Raw genomic sequence first — 230 nt, forward strand, 5'->3', positions numbered from 1 at the left:
AGAAGGCGAACCGATCTACCGTGCCCTCAAACAGCTGTACGTCGCTCTCCAGACCCGGCTGGAGAGCGACTTGACAGTCCGTGAGCGAGGAGAACTCCAGCGTGTGGCGCGGAGAGAGCTTGAATTGCTGATAGAGCGGTCAGTTCCCGACGGACCAGTGGCAACACTACTCGGAAAGATCGAAGGAGGCCTCGACCACTGGCTCACCTTCATCGGTGAGCCAGCGGTCT

At 59.6% G+C, this 230-nt stretch carries 1 pseudogene; it reads left to right on the plus strand.

Annotated features, from left to right (window positions below):
- Positions 1–230 (plus strand): annotated as a pseudogene (locus tag C451_RS04935) (IS66 family transposase); the annotation flags it as partial.

Source organism: Halococcus thailandensis JCM 13552 (assembly GCF_000336715.1).
In the GTDB taxonomy this organism is placed as follows: domain Archaea; phylum Halobacteriota; class Halobacteria; order Halobacteriales; family Halococcaceae; genus Halococcus; species Halococcus thailandensis.